Here is a 15534-nt window from a genome sequence, read left to right as displayed (position 1 = left end):
CCGGTTCCGCTTTACTTCGATGCCGAAGGCGCGGTGCGGCTGTCGACGGCGACGACGACGCTCAGGCCGGCGCGCAGTTTGCCCGTCTTCAGCACATCCGCGGGCACGTCGATGCGAACCGGAACGCGCTGCACCACCTTGGTGAAATTGCCTGTGGCGTTCTCCGGCGGCAGCAGCGAGAACACTGCTCCCGAAGCCGGCGCCAGCGACGACACGGTACCCTCGAAGTCCTGGCCGTCGATCGCGTCGACCGACACCCTGACCTTTTCACCAGGCACCAGCCGGGCAAGTTGCGTCTCCTTGAAATTGGCGACGATGTAGAGCTTGTCCATTGGCACGATGACGGCGAGCTTCTGTCCGGGGCTGATCAGGTCGCCCTGCTCGACCGAGCGGTTGCCGACCACGCCGTCATAGGGTGCGCGCAGTACGGTGAAGGACAGATCCCGCACAGCCTTGTCGTGGGCAAGCTGCAGCGAGGCCAGCGTGCTGGCCGATTCCGCCCGCTGCGCCTCGAGCACGCCGATATTGGCCTGAGCCGCCGCGATCTGCGCGTCGGCGCCGGCTAGTGCGGCATTGGCTTGCTCGACCGCCGTCTGGGCGTCGTCCAACTGGGCCTGGGTACCGACGCGGGTCTTGAGCAACTGGGCGGCACGGACCTGAACCCGCTTCGCATTGTCGGCCGCGGCCTGGTCGGCGGCCTTCTGCGCCTGCGCCTGCTTGAGCGAGGCGCGGGCCGCTTCGGTCTGGGCATCGATGCGGTCGAGCGTCTTACTCAACGTGGCGATCTGCGCCTCGGCCTGGGCAACGGCTATCTTGTAATCACCGTCATCGACGATCAGCAGCGGGTCGCCGGCCTTCACCTGTTGGTTTTCGGTCACTTTGACCTGATCGACATAGCCCGAGATTTTTGGCGAGATGAACGCCGTGTCGGCCTGGACATAGGCGTCGTCGGTCGAGATCATGAAGCGCCCGTCGGTCCAGTAATCGTAGCCATACCATGCGCCGGCGCCCAGCAGGGCCAGGCCGATGATGGGCAACAACATCGAGCGCATCGGGCGCTTCTTTTTGGCGGGAGCCAGCGGGGTGATGTCGGCGGGCTTGAGAGGGGCTTCCGGCGCTTCGATCGCAGGCTGGACCTTAGCACTGGGGAAAGGGCGGACTTCGGCACTGGTGGGCGCGTTCGAGGACATGATATCTCTCTAAATTAACTGGCGCTGAATGTTGTCAGACTGAACCGTTCGGTTCGATATCGACGTTGACTTAGCGCTTAAACAGGCCCATATCAAGAGCAATCGAACCGGATGGTTCGAATTATTTTACGAGGTGTGACATTATGGCCGAAGCCCCCAAGGCCGCTCCTTTGTCTGATTCAGGCCCATTGTCCAGCGCTGGCAAGGAGCAGTGCGATCTGCTGGACAGCCTGCCGCGCGGCCGCCCGGCCGCGGGGCAAGACCCGGTCAAGCGCAGCCAGATCATCGAGGGTGCGCGCCGTGTCTTCATCGACAAGGGCTTCGAAGCCGCGTCGATGAACGACATTACGCGCGAGGCCGGCGTGTCCAAGGGCACGATCTATGTCTACTTCGCCAACAAGGAAGAGCTGTTCGAAGCGCTGATCGAGGAAGAACGCGGCACGATCTTCAAGAACATGTATGAGGTGCTCGACCAGATCGGCGACCTTCGCGAGACGCTGGTGAAGTTTGGCATCGTACTATCCATGAAGATCACTTCGGCTAGGGTCATCCTGGCGCAGCGGACGGTGATCGGTGCGTCGGAACGGATTCCGGAGCTTGGCGCGCGATTTTACGAACGCGGGCCGAAGCGCGGCCATGACAGGGTTGTCGTTTTCCTCAACATGGCTATCGAACGCGGTCTGCTGACGATCGACGACGTCGAGCTTGCCGCCTATCAGTTCACCGAACTGTGCCTAGCCGGTCTTTTCCGCCAGTGCATATTCGCCTATCGCACCAAGGCGCCAAGTGTGGCCGAGATCGAACATATCGTCAGGTCGGGCGTCGACGTGTTCCTGAAGGCCTACGGCACAGAACAGCTTGCAGAGCAGGAACGGGCCTCCAGTCCCGCCTGACCAGCCGTCGGAGTCCGTTGCCTATCCGCCATTGGCGGCGAGCACGATCGCCGCACGCAGTTCTTCGAGGCCCTCGCTCTTTTCCGACGACGTGGCGAGCACGAAGGGAAATGCCGCCGGGCGTTTCTTGATCTTCTGGAGCGTTTCCTCGACCAGTCGCGGTACCCCCGCCGCCTTGATCTTGTCGGTCTTGGTCAGCACGATCTGATACGACACCGCCGCCTTGTCGAGCAGCGACAGCACCTCGTCGTCCTTGGCCTTGATGCCATGGCGGGCATCGATCAGCACGTAGACGCGCTTGAGCGTCACCCGGCCCTTCAGATAGTCGAACACGAGCTTCGTCCACTCGTCGACCTTTTCCTTCGGCGCCGTGGCGTAGCCATAGCCCGGCATGTCGACCAGGGCCATCGGCGGCAGGTCGGCGCCTTCTCCCGAAAATCCGCCCGGCACGAAATAGTTGAGTTCTTGCGTGCGGCCCGGTGTGTTGGAGGTGCGCGCCAGCCCCTTCTGGTTGACCAGCGCGTTGATCAGCGACGATTTGCCGACATTGGAGCGGCCGGCAAAGGCGATCTCGGGCGGACCCTCCGGCGGCAGGAATTTCATCGCCGGCACGCCGCGGATGAATATCCAGGCTCGCGTGAACAATTCGATGCCGATCGTGGTGTTGTTCAACGCGTTCAAACCGCTGCCTCCAGAAGAAAAATGTTGCTGCCACGAATGGCATCGAGATTGCGGCTGATCTTTTCCACCGGCCAGTGCCACCACGCCAGCGCCAGCAGCCGCCGGATGGTCCTGTCGTCGAAGCGCATCTTTACCACCTTGGCCGGATTGCCGGCGACGATCGCATAGGCCGGCACATCGTGCGTCACCACCGACTTTGCCGCGACAATGGCGCCGTCGCCGATCTTCACGCCCGGCAGCATCACCGCTTCCATGCCGATCCAGACGTCGTGGCCGACGATTGTGTCGCCACGCACCTCCTTCGACCATGTCGCCGGGTCGAAGCCTTCCTCCCAGCCGTGACCAAAGATGTTGAACGGATAAGTCGAAAAGCCGGACATGGCGTGATTGGCGCCGTTCATGATGAAGCGCGCGCCTTCGGCAATGGCGCAGAACTTGCCGATGATCAGCCTGTCGCCGATGAACGGGTAATGATGCAGCACGCATTTTTCGGCGAATTTGTCGGGCCCGTCCGGATCGTCATAATAGGTGAAATCGCCGATCTCGATGTTCGGCGCCGTCACCAGCGGTTTCAGAAAGCCGACGCGCGTGTGCAACGGAATCGGATGCTTGATCGATGGATTGGGTCCGGTCATATCGAGCTCCGTCGGGCAACTGCCAGCCAGGTCAAAATAGCGCGATCCGCCCGGCAGTACCAATCGCTTAATCCAGACCGCCAGCCTGTACAAAAAGCCCCGGACGAACCGGGGCTTTCTGGTTTCGCATCATCGGAGCGCCGGCTATTCCGCCGGCGACGGTTTCTTGCGGAACAGCGCGACCAGATTGTCCCACAATTCGATCTTGGCACCCTGCCGCTTCATGATCACGCCCTGCTGCAGGATCGACAGCGTGTTGTTCCAGGCCCAGTAGATAACGAGACCGGCCGGAAAACCCGCCATCATGAAGGTGAAGATCACGGGCATCCAGGTGAAGATCGCCGCCTGCGTCGGGTCCGGCGGCGTCGGGTTCATGCGCATCTGCAGGAACATCGTCACGCCCATGATCAGCGGCCAGACGCCGATCATCAGCATGTGCGGCAAGGTGATCGAGATCAGCCCGAACAGGTTGAAGATCGATGTCGGGTCCGGCGCCGCCAGATCCTGGATCCAGCCGAAAAACGGCGCGTGCCGCATCTCGATGGTGATGTAGAGCACCTTGTAGAGCGAGAAGAAGACCGGGATCTGCAACGCCACCGGCCAGCAGCCGGCGAGCGGATTGATCTTCTCGGTCTTGTACAGCTCCATCATCGCCTGCTGCTGCTTCATCTTGTCGTCCGCGTATTTCTCGCGGATCTCGAGCATCTTGGGCTGCACCTTCTTCATGTTCGCCATCGACGCATAGGACTTGTTGGCGAGCGGGAAGAACAGCGCCTTGACGATGACGGTGGTGGCGAGGATCGCCAGGCCGAAATTGCCGAAGAATTTGTAGAGCGTGTCGATCAGCCAGAACATCGGCTTGGTGATGAAATAGAACCAGCCCCAGTCGATCAGCAGGTCGAACTGGCGAATATGACGGTCCTTTTCATAGGCGTTGATCGTCGAAACTTCCTTGGCGCCGGCGAATATCTCCGACTCCACGGTCGTCGATTGCCCGGGAGCGATTGTGACCGGATCGGACAGGAAATCGGATTGGTAGCTATGCGGGTGGGGTCCGCTTTTGAACTCGAAATAAGAGAATTTGGGCTGAAATTCGCGGCCGCTCGGCGGCACCAGGGTCACCGCCCAGTATTTATCGGTGATGCCGAGCCAGCCGTCGCTCGACTTGCCTGGTTTGTACTCCTTGTCCGATTCGACGCTGGAGTATTTGTATTCCTGCAGGCCCTCGCTTCCGGTAACGCCGATCAGGCCCTCGTGCAGCACATAGGTGCTGGCGATAGCCGGCTTGTCGAAGCGGGTGACTCGGCCATAGTTCGACAACGTCGCGGGTGCCGAGCCGCCGTTCTGGACCGTGTCGGATACGGTGAACATATATTGGCTGTCGACCGAGAAGGTGCGCTTGAAAACCAGGCCCTTGTCGTTGGTGAAGGTCAGCGTGACCGGCGTCGCTGGTGTCAGCGTCGCATTGCCGTCGGTCTGCCAGACCGTGTCGGGGCCGGGCAGCCTGCCCACATCCGGCGTGCCGGAAAAGCCGATCTCGGCGAAATAGCCGTTTGGCAGGGACGCCGGGTTGAGCAACGCGATCTCGGGCGAGGTCTTGTCGACGGTCTCCCTGTAATGCTTGAGCCGGAGATCGTCGAGGCGCGCGCCGGTGAGGTTGATCGAACCTTCGAGGCTCGGCGTGTCGATCTTGACGCGCTTCGTCGAAGCAATCGCCTGCTCGCGGCCGGCCGGCGTCACCGCGTCGCCGCCGGGCGCGCTCGGAATGGCGCCCGGCTGCACCGGCGTTTCGCTCGCGCCGGGAGCGGTGCCTTGGGCAGCCTTCTTCTGCTCCGCCACGCGCTGTTCTTCGATGCGGGCGGCTTCGCGCTGCATCTCGCTGCGCGGCATCACGTAGAAATATTGCCAAAGCGCCAGGATCAGCACCGACAGTGCGATGGTGATGAAGAAGTTGCGGTTGTTTTCCATCGAAGCCCTTGGCCTATCGTGTTCCACGCAATCTGCGGGAGAGTTCGGCCTTCAACTGGCCGAACGGAGTCGTAAGCACGTCTTCGCGCCCGACGATGACATAATCATTGCCCGGCGCCATGTCATCCGCGGCATGCGTGCGCACGGCCTCTCTCAGCCGCCGCCGGATGCGGTTGCGAACGACGGCGTTGCCGACCTTCTTGGTGACGGTATAGCCGACGCGCGGCGCCTCGCCGTCGCCGCGGCCCAGGACCTCGACGAGGAAAAGCCGCCCGCGGCGCTTTTCACCACGACGGACGGCCAGGAATTCCGCGCGCTTCAGAAGCCGCTTGGGATGGGCACCCGTTGGCTTGCCGGTTGCGGGCAACGATCTTGTCTCTCGCTTGGTGCTCAGGCGCTGAGACGCTTGCGGCCGCGGTTGCGGCGGGCTGCGACGACGCCGCGGCCACCCTTGGTGGCCATGCGGGCACGGAAGCCGTGCCTGCGTTTGCGAACGAGTTTGGACGGCTGGTAAGTACGCTTCATTTGTTTAAATACCGCGGGGTGCGGCCCTTCTTGATTCTGTCACTTTGTAACAGGAGCTTTGCCGGGCCGGTCTTGGCGCGATCGAAACCGCGCCGGGACGAATGGCCCGAGCGTGAGCGGGCTTATAGAAAGAAGGGTTTTGGAAGTCAATCCAGCCTGTCGGGCCGGCGTTGTCGGACTGGCAGGGAAGTCCTTGCGGCCTCTTTCCGGCTTCGACCAAGGATGAATTTGGCAAAAAAGCCGCAATCGCCTAATCTTGCTCGATCAAGCGATCGTGAAGACGAGCAGTCCTTAAGACAAGCAGCCGTGATGACAGGCAGCCGTGACGACGAGCATGAGTGAAGTCCCAGCAACCGACGAAAGCATCGCCCAGGCGAAGGCCGCCACCCGCAGGGTGCCGCTGGCGCGCGGCCTGTCGACGAAGCTGCTGCTGCTTACCATCGTCTTCGTGCTCTTGGCCGAAATCCTCATCTTCGTGCCCTGGATCGCCAGCTACAGGCTGAGCTGGCTGAAGGAGAGGCTGAGCACCGCCGCCGCGGTTTCCATCGTCCTGGTGCAGGGCGAACCTGCCTCGCTGTCGCGTGCCGCCCAGAACGACGTACTGATGGCGATCGGCGCCAAGGCGATCGCCGTGCGCGACGGCGGCGTCTCGCGGCTTCTGGTCGTGGCCGAAATGCCGCCGCAGGTCGACGAGCATATCGATATCGCCAATGTCGGCATGATCAAGGGCATGACCGGCGCGCTGGACACGCTGTTTTTCGGCGGCAAGCGGATGCTGCGCGTTTTCGGGCCGGTCGGCGACAGCGACAAGGAATTCGAGCTGATCATGCCCGACCACCGCCTGCGCAATGCCATGCTGATCTATTCGCGCAACGTCGCCTTCGTCTCGCTGCTGATCTCGCTGTTCACCGCCATGCTGGTCTATGCCGCGATAGACCTGATCATGATCGGCCCGATCAGGACGATGACACGCTCGATGCTGTCCTTTTCCGAGGCGCCCGACGATCCCGGCCGCATCATTCACCCCGCCGCCCGGGCCGACGAGATCGGCGTCGCCGAACGCGAACTGTCGCAGATGCAGGAGCGGCTGCAAAAGATGCTGACCGAGCAGAAGCACCTGGCCGACCTCGGCCTGGCCGTGTCGAAGATCAACCACGACATGCGCAACATCCTCGCCTCGGCGCAGCTGATGTCGGACCGCCTGCGCCAGGTCAAGGACCCGACCGTGCAGGCCTTCGCGCCAAAACTGCTGCGCGCGCTCGACCGTGCGGTGTCCTATTCGGAGGGCGTGCTGGCCTATGGCCGCACCCAGGAGCCGCCGCCGTCGCGCCGCAGGCTGCGGCTGCGCCAGCTGGTCGAAGATGTCCAGGGTCTGCTCGACATCGAATGCGGCATCGAATTCGTCAACGCCGTCGACCCGGTGCTCGAGGTCGATGCCGATTCCGACCAGCTGTTCCGCGTGCTCACCAATCTCAGCCGCAACGCCGTGCAGGCGATGGCGGCGGACACCGAGAGCGCCGTGGTGCGCCGCCTGACCATATCGGCCGAGCGCATCGGCAGCGTCAGCCGCATCGTCGTCACCGACACCGGCCCCGGCCTGCCGCCAAAGGCGCGAGAAAACCTGTTCGCGGCATTTCGCGGCTCGGCCCGCAGCGGCGGCACCGGCCTTGGCCTGGCGATCGCCCATGAATTGATCCGCGCCCATGGCGGCACGGTGGAGCTGGTCGAATCGATCGGCGGGCGCACCACATTCGCGGTCACCATTCCCGACCAGCCGGTCCGGCTCGACCAGGCCCGCAACGGGCTGCGCCGCCCGGCGTAACGAACCGTTTCGTTACGGATCGTTTCAATTCGCAAAGGGTTGGTCCGAGACTACCAGCCATGGGCTCGGCCGCCGTGCAACGGCTCGTTTCGTTACGGACCGTTCCGATTGGCAAATGACCGATCCAAGACTCGGACCTGTCGGCTCGGCCGCCGCGTGACGCGGCCTTGCCTTCGCCGGCCGGCGCATGACGGCAGAGCATGACTGCAAAACTTTTGGCTAGGATCGGCTTGCTTTTCGCAAATTCAGTCGCTAGGGAACAGCTCACATCGCGGCCGGTCGCCAGGATCGGATCGCGGGGCTATGCCAAGCATGGCCTGTTGCGCGCCCGTAGCTCAGCTGGATAGAGCACCAGACTACGAATCTGGGGGTCAGGAGTTCGAATCTCTTCGGGCGCGCCACTCGTAATTCACTGATTTGACATGGGAGGTCTTCCAGGCCCAGAACAAAACCGGGTACATCAGTTCGCTGTTGCCCAGTCCGGCTATTCTCGCCTCGGCTTTCAAGGTCGCCAACGGGTGGAGAGCGGAAGTAGCAGGAATCTTATCTGTGCCGGGATTGAGGACAAAAACTGACATTCCATGATGCGCGTGGGCAGGATCCAAATTTCTGGAATCTTGCGGTTCTTCGCCGGGGCGCCGCCTCAGCTCGTACCAAACATTCGCGTCTCCCCGCGAAACGTCGCCTCAGTCATTCGTGCTCAGGATGATGCGAGCGTCGCCTCTGTTTGCGTACAATATACGAAAGAAATAAAAGCAGGCGGATGCGGCGGAAGGAATTCGTTCTGATGTTTCCATGCGAGACAGAGGGCGTATGTATCGAAGGGTTTCTGTTCTCGGCGTTCTTCGATACGGCCATTTGCAAATGTAAGCGAAATAACATGCGCGGTTGCATTCACAATAAGGGAGTCCGCTTTTGCAGCCGTTTGCGCTGTCAAAAGGAGAGCGAGAGCGATGATGAACCTGGTCCGTTTCATGTCAGCCTCCTGTCCAATCCAGCACCGCCAGGATCGCTTGGATGCGGCGGCCGAATGGGCTAGGCTAGGGAGCGCGCCATGAGGGTGAAATGTCCCGAAAGGCTCCTGAAATTGACCCGAAATCTGCCGAAACGATCACGTTTGGCGGTTTTGTTTTCCTGACCAAAAGCAACGAACTTCGAACGGTTGAAGGCAAAGCGGTCGATCTCCGCAGCCAGTCCGCCGAAGTGCTCTATGCGCTCGCGGCGCGACCGGGCGAGATTGTGTCCAAAGATGTGCTGATGCAGGCGGTTTGGCCCGATACCTTCGTGACCGACGACAGCCTTACCCAATGCATTGCCGATATTCGCCGCGCATTCGGGGACGACGGGCATGTGATCGTGGAAACCTTCCCCAAGCGAGGCTACCGGCTGAATGCCGATGCATCGGACGCGGCGGACCCAAACGCCGCAGCCGGCACGGAACGCGCCAGGACACGATTTTCGCAACGCGGCTTCATTCTTGCTGCACTCGTCCTCGTTGCGGCAGCGATCGGCGCGTATTTCGGCGCGGAAATATGGCGTGCCGCCCCGGTTCGTTCGAGGGACATGCCCAGGATTGCAATCCTTCCCTTCGACGACATGAGTACCGGCGCGGACGTGGGATATCTCAGCGATGCCGTCGCCGAGGGGATCATCACCGAGCTTGCGCGGAGCAAGACTTATGCCGTCATCGCCCGGAACTCGAGTTTCAGGTACCGCGACCAGCCGGTCGACGCCAGGCAGATTGGAGATGAACTCGGCGTCGACTACCTGCTCGAAGGCAGCCAGCAGAAGATCGCAGACCGGCTGAAAGTGACCGCACAATTGCTGAATGCGCATGACGGATCGCATCTCTGGGCCAACACCTACAACCGGGAGATTGGCGATCTTTTCGTCGTCCAGGAGGAGATCATCCGCACGCTTGCGGATCGGGTCGGACAGAGGATCCAGAGACCCTTGCCAAAGAGCGATGCCGCGCAGGTCAGCGCGCTCCGCTATTACCTGATGGGGAAGGTCGAAGTCAAAAAGGACTTCTCTGCCGCGGGGAACGCGTTGCTACGGCAGTTGAGCCTCAAAGCGCTCGAAGCGGATCCGAACGCCCAGTTCGGCTATATCGGGCTGGCCTGGTCCTATCGCAATGCCGCGGTGTTCGGGTGGCACGAGCAGGAGTATAACCGGGATGAGGTGTTGAAACGCGCCGCCGTGTACGCCGACAAGGCCATCCTGCTTGCTCCGGACGACGCCGAGACGCATAATGTCCGCTCCAGCATCCACACCGAAGCTGGCGAGATCGGGCAGGCCCTTGCCCGGTACGATCAGGCGATCGCCCTGAATCCCAGTGATTCGAATATCCTCGTCCACAGTACGGACGTGCTGCTCTATGTTGGCCGCACGGACGAAGCGATCGATCGGATCGAGCGGGCCAAGGGCATCGATCCTTTCCACCCTGACTGGTTCCACTGGCAGATGGGCTGGGCGCTCTGGGAAAAGAACGATTGCCGGGCAGCGCTGACGGCGATGCGGAAAATGTCCAGAATCCCGAGCGGCGCACACCGAATGCTTGCGGGGATCCACGCTTGTCTGGGAAACAAGCGGGAGGCAAAGGAAGCGCTAGGGGTTTTCCTCCAGAACTCGCCCGGCGAGTCCATCAGCAAACAACGCAGGGAGTGGGAGAAGATATGGACCGCGCCCGGAAGCCTCGACCGCTGGATCGAACACATGCGGTTCGCCGGGTTGCCGGAGTGAACGGCTGTCCGTGCGCGACCCCGCAGAAGACCGACTGGGCCGCTACGTTGAAGCCTTTGTGTCATGGGCGATGGTTGCCCTCAAAGTAGGATCATCCTTCGCAAGGAATATCGGGGGCGGAAGGTCGGCAATGTGGCCGCCTATGCGCCATAGTGCGCTCGCACCCGAACTTCTGGAACGAGTCGAAAACTGACAATCCGTCAAGGTAGGCTCCTGGCGCAAGGCGGACGCTGCTTCGGAAATTATATAGGCACTACAATAACATAGAGGTTCCCAGTTTCATCCTGTCCGGCGCGCCATCAATCCAATGCACGGCCCGCCTCAGGGGACCTCTCGGGCGCGGTGAGCTCACAGCCGTCCGACAATAACCGGCGCCGGTCGTCGGAAGGTCGCGAGACGTGAGCGCTACCATGCCAAAAAGGGGATCGTCAGCTAACGCTGCTCAGTCGGCCTGCTTGATCTCCGGGCCCGGTTCAGTCGGCGGAGCTAGCGTGCAATCCTGGCCAGTGCATTCCTGCACGGGATCTTTCGCCGGCGGGAGACAATTTTGGCCTTCACAATGAACGGGCGGCTGCGCTGTTGCGGCTTTATTGTTTGGCGGCACAGGCCGATCCTCAGCGTGAACGGCCGGCATTCCAAGGTCGATCATGGCCGTGCACAAGAGCGCAATCCGAAGCAAATTCATTTTCGCCTCCGCAACTGACGGCAAGACGCAGACTATACCTTCGAACTGCGGCCAACATCCTGTCACCCGCGAACGGCGTTAACAGCGCGTTTCATTGCCGGTCGGAAGGGCGCATCAATTGAGACCGAGCGTCGTCCTCTTCCTGCTAAAACAGCCAGAAACGGGGCTTTCGGCCTGAAGTGACTGAAGCCAACCTTCCGATTTTCGTGTACACCAGTTCGAAGGGTTTGAGGTGCCTTAGGGCTTTTGCATATTCGAGGTTTTTCAGGTCTTTCACGAGGGAACGTACATGACGGCATTCAACAGCGTCCGCTTCCAGATCAAGCCTGGTCATGAAGACGAGTTCGTCGAACTGTTCAGCAGCGCTCCGCGCAATTTCGAGGGATTACGAAAGATGGCTCTCGTCAAATCTGGAGATGGCGCCTTCTTCTCGATTGGAGAATGGGACACTTTCCAGCACATGGTCGATGCCCGGCCCAAAATGCTAGGCAATCTTGATCGGTTCCGGCATATGTAGCAGCAAATTGAGGGCGGACATACGGATGCTGTTTCCGGCGAGGCCGTCTTCGAACCGGGCGGCAGGTCGGTATAAGGTTCGCACTTCGAAAAGCTTATGCTGTGCTTCCTGGCTCCCTCACCTAAACCGCACATTTTCCCTGGAAAGCTCTGCCACCGACCTGCATCCCATCAGCCGCATGCCACGTTCGATCTCGGTTCGCATCAGGCCGAGCGCCCGTTCGACGCCGGCCTGTCCGGCGGCTGCCAACGGGAACAGATAATACCGCCCGACGCCGACGGCCTTGGCGCCCAACGACAGGGCTTTCAGCACATGCGTGCCGCGCTGGACGCCGCTGTCGATGATCACGTCTATCTTGTCGCCCACCGCGTCGACGATCTCGGACAGCTGGTCGAAGGGGCTGCGCGAGCCGTCCAACTGCCTGCCGCCATGATTTGACAGAACGATGCCGGTGCAGCCGATGTCGACCGCCTTTCTGGCATCGGCGACGCTCATGATCCCCTTCAGGCAGAACTGGCCGTTCCAGAAGCGGACCATGTCTTCGACATCCTTCCAATCCAGCGACGGGTCGAGGATCTCCGTGAAATAGCGGCTGATGGAAAGCGCTCCGCCGCCGAGATCGATATGGCCGTCCAACTGCGGCAGGCTGAACTTTTCGTGGGTCAAATAGTCGATAGCCCATCTCGGCTTGATCGCGAACTGCATCATGCCGCCGAGCGTAAGCCGAAAGGGGATAGAAAAGCCGGTCCGCAGGTCACGCTCGCGGTTTCCGCCGGTGACGCTGTCGACGGTCAGCATCATCACCTCGACGCCGGACGCCTTGGCGCGCTCCATCATGGCGCGGTTCAGGCCGCGATCCCTGTGGAAATAGAACTGATAGACCTGCGGCGTCCTGTGCTTGCGCACTTCCTCCAGGCTGACCGTGCCGAGCGACGAGACGCCGAACATCGTGCCGAACTTCTCCGCCGCCGCGGCGACGGCGCGCTCGCCGCTATGGTGAAACAGCCGCTGGAGAGCCGTCGGCGAACAATAGACCGGCATCGCCAGCTTCTGGCCCATGACGGTGACCGACATGTTGACCTGTCCAACACCGGCAAGGACGTTGGGGACGAGATCGCAGTCCTCGAAAGCCGCCGTGTTGCGCCGCAGCGTCGTCTCGTCGTCCGCGCCGCCATCGATATAGTTGAAGATCGGGCCTGGCAGGCGCTGTTTTGCCAGCCGGCGGAAGTCCTGAAAATTGTAGCAGCTTTGCAATCGCATGAAATCAATCGGGTATATGCCGGGCCTGATGTCAAGCCTGTGCCATTGTCGATCGCCGGCGCTCAGCCCGCCATAGCGCCAACCGACTCCCGCTCCACCAGCGGGCATTCGAGCTTGGTGATGGGATAGCGGCCGCGACCGGGAGCAGCGGGGACTTCGAGCTGCTCGATCGCCCATTGTCCCATTGCCATATGCGGCAGGATCGACGTCGTCAGGGGCGGGAACAGATGTCGCGCGATCTCCTCGTCGTCATAGCCGACCACCGAAATATCTCCGGGGATGTGCAGGCCGGCCTCCTTCAGCGCCTCGTAGCAGCCGATCGCGGTACGGTCGTTCTGGCAGAAGATGGCGGTCGGCCGGTCCTTCAGCGCCAAGAGCTTGACGGTCGCGGCATAGCCGGCGCTCGCTGACCAATCGCCTTCGACGACCAGCGCCGGGTCGAACGGGATGTCGGCCGTCGCCAGCGCCCGGCGGTAACCTTTCAGCCGGTCCTGGGCCGCCTGCATCCAGGGCTCGCCGGTGATGGTGGCGATACGGCGATGGCCATAGCTGATCAGGTGCCGGGTCGAGCTCTGGCCGCCGGCGATCTCGCTCGGCACCACGGCGGGGAAGGCATGGTCGGCGGTGTAGCAGTTGAGCAGGATGACCGGAATGTCGAGACCGTAGAGATAGTCCGGCGCGACGATCTCGCGGGTGAAGATGGTCATGTAGATCAGCGCCGAAATGCCCCGCTTGGTCAGTGCCGCGATGGCCCGGGGCTCCATCACCTCGTCGCCCATGGTCTGCGCCACCAACACGACATTGCCGGCGTTCCACGAGGCTTGCCGCGCCCCTTCAATGGCGACGACCGCCTCCGGGCTGGTCGCCAACTGGTCGACGGCGAAGCCGATCACGCCATCCAGCCCGTCGAATGCGGCAACCGGGGCTCGCAAGGCAGAAAACACCGGCGGCGAATAGCCCAGCGTTCGCGCGGTCTCGATCACCCGCTGTCGGGTTTGCTGCGACAGCCTGATGCCCGGCGTGTTGTTGAGCACGAACGAAACCGTCGCCTGCGAACAGCGGGCGACCCTGGCGATGTCGGTCATGGTAACGCGGCCCTTGGGGTTTTTCCAGGACGGCTTGCGCCGCCTGGTACCCTCAAGGACGGGATCACGCAGTGGTTCGTTCATGTCGTTGGTACCTCGAATCTCGCGTTTATAGGGCGAAGCGCTACTAATAGATATAATCGACCCTTCTTGGGCGATGTAGTCCCCGGTTCAAAACGGTTGCGACTGGGGAGGCCTCTCTCCTTTGTGGCGAGAATCTCGACCAAACTAATACTCTTTACTAATATCCGGCATCCCTATAACGTCAATCCATCATGCCCGGACGATGTCGGACCGCGCATGTTCGGAACGCAAGCCAGCCTGGTATCGGACGGTTCCCGTCAGCCGAAGCTTGCCTGCCGCTCCGGGAAATGTCAGACAAATCGGACTATTTACGAACGGCGAATGAGTCTCTAAAGTCGACGATCGCGGCTGGAATGGCGTCGTTCTTCGCTGCCGGAAACCCTTGAGGAGGAGGGCGTCCAAGCCGCGCCGGCACGTTCATCATCAGCGAAAATTACTGAGTCAAAATGGGAGGTTGAATATGAAATCTGTGATACGAAATGCGTCCGTCGCCGCTGCGGCCCTGCTGCTCGGCCTGTCCGCCGGCGCAATTGCGCGGGCCGACGACAAGCCGACACTGGCCTTCGTCGTCAACGGCGCTTCCGATTTCTGGAAGGCGGCGGAAGCCGGCGTAAAGAAGGCTCAAGGCGAACTGCCCAACTACAAACTGGAACTCAAATATCCGGAGCAGTCCTCGGTCGCCATCCAGCAGCGCCTGATGGACGATCTGGTGACGGCCGGCGTGAAGGCGATCATGGTCTCGGCCGTCGATCCCAAGACGTCGACCGACGGGCTGAACAAGATCGCCTCGGAAACGGCGTTGTTCACCACCGACAGCGACGCGCCGCAGACCAAGCGTGTCGCCTATATCGGCTCGTCCAATGTCGATGCCGGCAAGCAGGCGGCGGAGATCGCCAAGAAGGCAATGCCTGACGGCGGCAAGTGCCTCGGCTTCGTCGGCCTGCTCGGCGCCGACAACGCCAAGGAGCGCATCCAGGGCATGAAGGAAGGTCTCGCCGGCACCAAGATCGAATTGGTCGACGTGCGTGGCGACGACATCGATCAGGCTCGCGCCAAGAAGAACGTCGAGGACGCGCTGGTCGCCAGCCCCGACGTCACCTGCATGGTCGGCTTCTATTCCTACAACACGCCGCGCATCTATGAAGCGCTGCGCGATGCCGGCAAGCTCGGCCAGATCACCGTCGTCGGCTTCGACGACGATCCGATTACACTGGGCGGCGTCAAGGAAGGCACCGTCGCCGCCACCGTCGTGCAGCAGCCCTTCGAATGGGCCTATCAGGGCATGAAGCTGATGGCTGCCTATCTCGAGGGCGACAAGTCGGGCATTCCCGCCGATGGCCTGATCATCATCCCGACCAAGATCATCGGCAAGGACGATGTCGACGCCTACGCCGCCAGCCTCAAGGCGATGTCTGGAAACTGAGCGAATTAGGGTGCGCCGGCTCAA

Annotated in this window: 14 protein-coding genes and 1 tRNA gene; 6 read left to right on the top strand and 9 right to left on the bottom strand. The window is 61.5% G+C overall.

From position 1 onward, the window contains the following. Nucleotides 1-11 precede the first annotated feature (11 nt). Nucleotides 12-1190: an HlyD family secretion protein gene (locus NKH17_RS25950; protein ID WP_352899501.1), complete on the bottom strand. Its 1179-nt coding sequence runs from the start codon at nucleotides 1188-1190 to the stop codon at nucleotides 12-14. A 143-nt stretch (nucleotides 1191-1333) separates the two neighbouring features. Here NKH17_RS25950 and NKH17_RS25945 point away from each other — a divergent pair, with 143 nt between their 5' ends. Then, nucleotides 1334-2083, top strand: a complete 750-nt coding sequence (locus NKH17_RS25945) for a TetR/AcrR family transcriptional regulator (RefSeq protein WP_352477051.1) — start codon at nucleotides 1334-1336, stop codon at nucleotides 2081-2083. A 21-nt stretch (nucleotides 2084-2104) separates the two neighbouring features. Here NKH17_RS25945 and yihA read toward each other — a convergent pair whose 3' ends face one another. The 5 genes from yihA to rpmH form a co-directional block, all read right to left on the bottom strand. Beyond that, nucleotides 2105-2764 (bottom strand): ribosome biogenesis GTP-binding protein YihA/YsxC, encoded by a 660-nt coding sequence (yihA, locus tag NKH17_RS25940; RefSeq protein ID WP_352899498.1) that lies wholly within the window; start codon nucleotides 2762-2764, stop codon nucleotides 2105-2107. Beyond that, complete coding sequence (locus NKH17_RS25935) at nucleotides 2761-3399, bottom strand: CatB-related O-acetyltransferase (RefSeq protein WP_254815894.1); 639 nt, start codon at nucleotides 3397-3399, stop codon at nucleotides 2761-2763. Before NKH17_RS25935 ends, yihA begins: the two co-directional genes overlap by 4 nt. A gap of 144 nt (nucleotides 3400-3543) precedes the next feature. Continuing rightward, nucleotides 3544-5367, bottom strand: coding sequence for a membrane protein insertase YidC (yidC, locus tag NKH17_RS25930; RefSeq protein ID WP_352899495.1), 1824 nt, complete (start codon nucleotides 5365-5367; stop codon nucleotides 3544-3546). Nucleotides 5368-5380: 13 nt separating this feature from the next. After that, entirely contained in the window at nucleotides 5381-5734 is a 354-nt protein-coding gene (gene rnpA, locus NKH17_RS25925; protein ID WP_352477053.1) for a ribonuclease P protein component, read from the bottom strand. A gap of 23 nt (nucleotides 5735-5757) precedes the next feature. Further along, the gene (gene rpmH, locus NKH17_RS25920) at nucleotides 5758-5892 is read right to left on the bottom strand and encodes a 50S ribosomal protein L34 (RefSeq protein WP_008833937.1); all 135 of its coding nucleotides are present in this window, start codon (nucleotides 5890-5892) and stop codon (nucleotides 5758-5760) included. Nucleotides 5893-6226: 334 nt separating this feature from the next. Between rpmH and NKH17_RS25915 the strand changes: the two genes are divergently transcribed. Together NKH17_RS25915 and NKH17_RS25910 are read left to right on the top strand one after the other, a co-directional pair. Then, nucleotides 6227-7714 (top strand): ATP-binding protein, encoded by a 1488-nt coding sequence (locus tag NKH17_RS25915; RefSeq protein ID WP_023677495.1) that lies wholly within the window; start codon nucleotides 6227-6229, stop codon nucleotides 7712-7714. 324 nt (nucleotides 7715-8038) lie between these two features. Then, nucleotides 8039-8115 (top strand) — tRNA-Arg (locus NKH17_RS25910). A gap of 299 nt (nucleotides 8116-8414) precedes the next feature. Here NKH17_RS25910 and NKH17_RS25905 read toward each other — a convergent pair. After that, nucleotides 8415-8690 carry a hypothetical protein gene (locus NKH17_RS25905; protein WP_352477054.1) on the bottom strand — a complete coding sequence of 92 codons (276 nt, stop codon included), beginning with the start codon at nucleotides 8688-8690 and terminating at the stop codon, nucleotides 8415-8417. Between the two features lie 89 nt (nucleotides 8691-8779). Here NKH17_RS25905 and NKH17_RS25900 point away from each other — a divergent pair, with 89 nt between their 5' ends. Together NKH17_RS25900 and NKH17_RS25895 are read left to right on the top strand one after the other, a co-directional pair. Further along, nucleotides 8780-10456: a winged helix-turn-helix domain-containing tetratricopeptide repeat protein gene (locus NKH17_RS25900; protein WP_352899491.1), complete on the top strand. Its 1677-nt coding sequence runs from the start codon at nucleotides 8780-8782 to the stop codon at nucleotides 10454-10456. Nucleotides 10457-11430: 974 nt separating this feature from the next. After that, nucleotides 11431-11658, top strand: coding sequence for an antibiotic biosynthesis monooxygenase (locus tag NKH17_RS25895; protein WP_352899488.1), 228 nt, complete (start codon nucleotides 11431-11433; stop codon nucleotides 11656-11658). Between the two features lie 117 nt (nucleotides 11659-11775). Here the strand turns inward: NKH17_RS25895 and NKH17_RS25890 are convergent, their stop codons facing one another. Both NKH17_RS25890 and NKH17_RS25885 read right to left on the bottom strand, forming a co-directional pair. Further along, on the bottom strand, nucleotides 11776-12918 hold the full coding sequence (locus NKH17_RS25890; RefSeq protein ID WP_352879368.1) for an alpha-hydroxy acid oxidase: 1143 nt from the start codon (nucleotides 12916-12918) through the stop codon (nucleotides 11776-11778). 62 nt (nucleotides 12919-12980) lie between these two features. After that, entirely contained in the window at nucleotides 12981-14087 is a 1107-nt protein-coding gene (locus tag NKH17_RS25885; protein ID WP_352899485.1) for a LacI family DNA-binding transcriptional regulator, read from the bottom strand. Between the two features lie 460 nt (nucleotides 14088-14547). Here NKH17_RS25885 and NKH17_RS25880 point away from each other — a divergent pair, with 460 nt between their 5' ends. Continuing rightward, nucleotides 14548-15510, top strand: coding sequence for a sugar-binding protein (locus tag NKH17_RS25880; protein ID WP_352477060.1), 963 nt, complete (start codon nucleotides 14548-14550; stop codon nucleotides 15508-15510). Nucleotides 15511-15534 lie beyond the last annotated feature (24 nt).

It is taken from the genome of Mesorhizobium sp. M1334 (genome assembly GCF_040317995.1).
GTDB lineage: Bacteria > Pseudomonadota > Alphaproteobacteria > Rhizobiales > Rhizobiaceae > Mesorhizobium.
The sequence above is the reverse complement of the archived record's forward strand: the minus strand, read 5'-3'. Positions and strand labels throughout refer to the sequence as shown.

Bases quoted from the DNA above. Each gene is read 5' to 3' on its own strand.
- NKH17_RS25950 (WP_352899501.1), bottom strand. From the start codon at position 1,190: ATGTCCTCGAACGCGCCCACCAGTGCCGAAGTCCGCCCTTTCCCCAGT.
- NKH17_RS25945 (WP_352477051.1), top strand. From the start codon at position 1,334: ATGGCCGAAGCCCCCAAGGCCGCTCCTTTGTCTGATTCAGGCCCATTG.
- NKH17_RS25935 (WP_254815894.1), bottom strand. From the start codon at position 3,399: ATGACCGGACCCAATCCATCGATCAAGCATCCGATTCCGTTGCACACG.
- yidC (WP_352899495.1), bottom strand. From the start codon at position 5,367: ATGGAAAACAACCGCAACTTCTTCATCACCATCGCACTGTCGGTGCTG.
- rpmH (WP_008833937.1), bottom strand. From the start codon at position 5,892: ATGAAGCGTACTTACCAGCCGTCCAAACTCGTTCGCAAACGCAGGCAC.
- NKH17_RS25915 (WP_023677495.1), top strand. From the start codon at position 6,227: ATGAGTGAAGTCCCAGCAACCGACGAAAGCATCGCCCAGGCGAAGGCC.
- NKH17_RS25905 (WP_352477054.1), bottom strand. From the start codon at position 8,690: ATGAAACGGACCAGGTTCATCATCGCTCTCGCTCTCCTTTTGACAGCG.
- NKH17_RS25900 (WP_352899491.1), top strand. From the start codon at position 8,780: ATGTCCCGAAAGGCTCCTGAAATTGACCCGAAATCTGCCGAAACGATC.
- NKH17_RS25895 (WP_352899488.1), top strand. From the start codon at position 11,431: ATGACGGCATTCAACAGCGTCCGCTTCCAGATCAAGCCTGGTCATGAA.
- NKH17_RS25890 (WP_352879368.1), bottom strand. From the start codon at position 12,918: ATGCGATTGCAAAGCTGCTACAATTTTCAGGACTTCCGCCGGCTGGCA.
- NKH17_RS25885 (WP_352899485.1), bottom strand. From the start codon at position 14,087: ATGAACGAACCACTGCGTGATCCCGTCCTTGAGGGTACCAGGCGGCGC.
- NKH17_RS25880 (WP_352477060.1), top strand. From the start codon at position 14,548: ATGAAATCTGTGATACGAAATGCGTCCGTCGCCGCTGCGGCCCTGCTG.